3 protein-coding genes are annotated in these 3,256 nt (G+C 71.4%); all 3 read left to right on the plus strand.

The annotated features are described in order from the left end of the window. A partial coding sequence (locus ACFFNX_RS45780; protein WP_378212604.1) for a M24 family metallopeptidase occupies window positions 1-433 on the plus strand: 433 nt, incomplete at its 5' end. A gap of 145 nt (window positions 434-578) precedes the next feature. After that, window positions 579-1,742 carry an acyl-CoA dehydrogenase family protein gene (locus ACFFNX_RS45785; RefSeq protein ID WP_378212605.1) on the plus strand — a complete coding sequence of 388 codons (1,164 nt, stop codon included), beginning with the start codon at window positions 579-581 and terminating at the stop codon, window positions 1,740-1,742. Between the two features lie 117 nt (window positions 1,743-1,859). Then, on the plus strand, window positions 1,860-3,104 hold the full coding sequence (locus ACFFNX_RS45790) for an ABC transporter ATP-binding protein (protein WP_378212606.1): 1,245 nt from the start codon (window positions 1,860-1,862) through the stop codon (window positions 3,102-3,104). The last annotated feature ends 152 nt before the right edge of the window (window positions 3,105-3,256 follow it).

Raw genomic sequence — 3,256 nt, forward strand, 5'->3', positions numbered from 1 at the left:
CATCGGCGGCACCATGCCGAGCGGCTACTGCTCGGACTCGACCCGCACGTACGCGGTCGGTGAGGCGCCCGCGGACTTCCGCGCCTACTACTCCGTGCTGCAGGAGGCGCAGGCCGCCGCCCGCGCCGCCGTGCGTCCCGGCGTCACCCCGGAGGCCGTCGTCGCCGCCGCCCACGACATCATCGCCGCGGCCGGCCACGGCGAGCACTTCGTCCACCGTACGGGCCACGGCATCGGCCTGGAGACCCACGAGGAGCCCTACATCGTCGCGGGCAACACCGAGCCGCTCGACGTGGGGATGGCCTTCTCCATCGAGCCGGGCATCTACCCCGGCCCGCACGGCGCGCGCATCGAGGACATCGTCGTGTGCACCGCCGACGGTCACGAGAGCGTCAACGGCGTGACGCGCGACCTGGTCGTCGTCGACGCCTGACGGGGCGTCGTGCGGCGCCCCGGCGGCGCCGCACGACGTCGCGTCGTGTTCACGCGGGCGCCGGTGAACCCGGTTAGTCGGACGTCCTACTATTTTCCTGAGTTCCCTCTTCAGCGTCGAGGAGGGACGGGGAGGCGGACGGACGATGAGCCCTGCGGAGACGAGCGTCGAACGCGACCTGCCGACGCCGGAGGCCCGTGATCTACTCGACCTGACCCGCGACCTGGTCGCGGCCGAACTCGTGCCGCGCGCCGCCGCCGGGGAGGAGGCCGGGCGGTTCCCCCGCGAGGTCTTCCGCACACTGGGCCGGGCCGGGCTGCTCGGCCTGCCCTATCCGGAGGAGTACGGCGGCGGCGGGCAGCCGTACGCGGTGTATCTCCAGGTCATCGAGGAGCTGGCGGCCGGCTGGCTCACCGTCGGCCTGGGCGTCGGCGTGCACACGCTCGCCTGCTTCCCGGTCGCGCGGTACGGCACGGCCGCGCAGCGCGAGCGGTGGCTGCCGGACATGCTGGGCGGAGAGACGCTCGGCGCGTACTGCCTGTCCGAACCCCACTCCGGATCGGACGCCGCGGCGCTGACCACCCGGGCCGAGCGCGACGGCGACGTCTACCGGCTGAACGGCACGAAGGCGTGGATCACCCACGGCGGACGTGCCGACTTCTACACCGTCTTCGCCCGCACCGCGCCGGACAAGAGCCGTGGGGTGTCCTGCCTGCAGGTCGGCGCGACCGGCGAGGGGATCCACGCGGCGCCGCCGGAGAGGAAGATGGGCCTGCGCTCCTCGCCCACCGCACAGGTGAGCTTCGACGACGTGCGGGTGCCGGCGGAGGACCTGATCGGCGAGGAGGGCCAGGGGTTCCCCATCGCGCTGTCCGCCCTCGACGGCGGCCGTCTGGGCATCGCGGCGTGCGCCGTCGGGCTCGCCCGCGCGGCCCTCGACGCGGCCGTGGCGTACGCGCGCGAACGCCGGCAGTTCGGCCGGCCCATCGCGGAGTTCCAGGGGTTGCAGTTCCTGCTCGCCGACATGGCGACGGGCGTCGAGGCGGCCCGGTCGCTGTACCTGAGTGCCGCCCGCCGCCGTGACGCCGGCCTGGAGTACGGCACGCAGGCCGCGATGGCGAAACTGTTCGCGACCGATACGGCGATGCGTGTGACCACCGATGCGGTCCAGGTGCTCGGCGGCTATGGATACGTCAGTGACTTTCCGGTCGAACGCTATATGCGCGAGGCGAAGGTCCTGCAGATCGTCGAGGGGACCAATCAGGTTCAGCGCGTCGTCATCGGCCGCGCCTTGACGCACGCAAGATAACGATCTCTTTACGAAGCGCCTTCGCCGACGGGAAATCTTGCGGCCTCCGTAAAAGGGGGAGTAGGAACGCTGCCACGCGTTCTTATCGCGTGCCGGGATTTTGGTTGAGGAGGCGCGGTGGCACAGGTCGTCCTGGCCGGGGTCGGCAAGGTATATCCGGACGGCACGCGTGCCGTCGACGATCTGAATCTGAACATCGCGGACGGCGAGTTTCTCGTTCTCGTGGGGCCGTCCGGCTGTGGCAAGACGACGGCGCTGCGAATGGTCGCCGGGCTGGAGGAGATCTCCGAGGGCACGGTGAGCGTCGGCGACCGGGTGGTCAACCGGGTGCCCTCGCGCGACCGCGACGTCGCGATGGTCTTCCAGAGCTACGCCCTGTACCCGCACCTGTCGGTCCGGCAGAACATCGGGTTCGGGCTCACGCTGCGCAAGATGCCCAAGGCGGAGATCCGCAAGCGGGTCGAGGAGGCCGCCCGCACGCTGGGCCTGGAGGACTACCTCGACCGCCGGCCGCGGAACCTGTCCGGCGGCCAGCGGCAGCGCGTCGCCATGGGCCGGGCGATCGTCCGCGAGCCGCAGGCGTTCTTGATGGACGAGCCGCTGTCCAACCTCGACGCCAAGCTGCGCGTGCAGATGCGCGCCGAGATCGCCCGCATCCAGCGCGACCTGGGCGTCACCACGATCTACGTCACGCACGACCAGACCGAGGCGATGACCCTCGGCGACCGGGTCGCGGTGATGAAGAAGGGCGAGCTGCAGCAGGTCGCGCCGCCCCAGGAGCTGTACGACCGGCCCGCGAACCTGTTCGTCGCCGGTTTCATCGGCTCCCCGGCGATGAACCTCCTGCAGGGCGAGCTGACCGGAACCGAGGCCGACCTGCGGCTGAGGATCGGCGGCCAGGAGCTCCGCGTCGGCGCCGAGGTCCTGGAGCCGAGGCCGGCGCTGCGCGACCACATCGGCCGTTCCCTCGTCGTCGGCATCCGCCCCGAGGACATGGAGGACGCCCGGCTCGGCGAGGCGGCCGACGGCGACCGGCTCACCTCGACCGCGGAGCTGGTCGAGGCGATGGGCTCCGACGTGCTCGTGCACTTCGGGCTGGAGACCTCCGCGGTGGTGACCGAGGACACCAGGGAGCTCGCCCGCGACGCCGGCACCGACGTGCTCGGCACGCTCGAGACGCCGCACACCGTCGTGGTGGCGCGCTTCAGCCCCCGCACGCAGGTCAAGGTCGACGACTCCATCGAGGTGCGCGTCGACACCACCCGGCTGCACTTCTTCGATCTGGAGACGGGCGCGTCGATCTGGGGCGCCGAATCCGCCGGCGATGACGCCGGCGACGATGCCAGGGAGGACGACCGATGAGGATCGGTACGCGATGGACCGCCGCGTTGGCCGCGGCCGGGCTGCTGGTGTCCGCGGCGGCCTGCGGTGACGACTCCAAGACCTCCGACTCGTCCAGTTCGAGTGCTGGTGGTCAGGAGTTGAAGGGTGTGACGGTCGAGGTCGCGGCGAAG

It is taken from the genome of Actinoallomurus acaciae, assembly GCF_042429965.1.
GTDB lineage: Bacteria > Actinomycetota > Actinomycetes > Streptosporangiales > Streptosporangiaceae > Actinoallomurus > Actinoallomurus acaciae.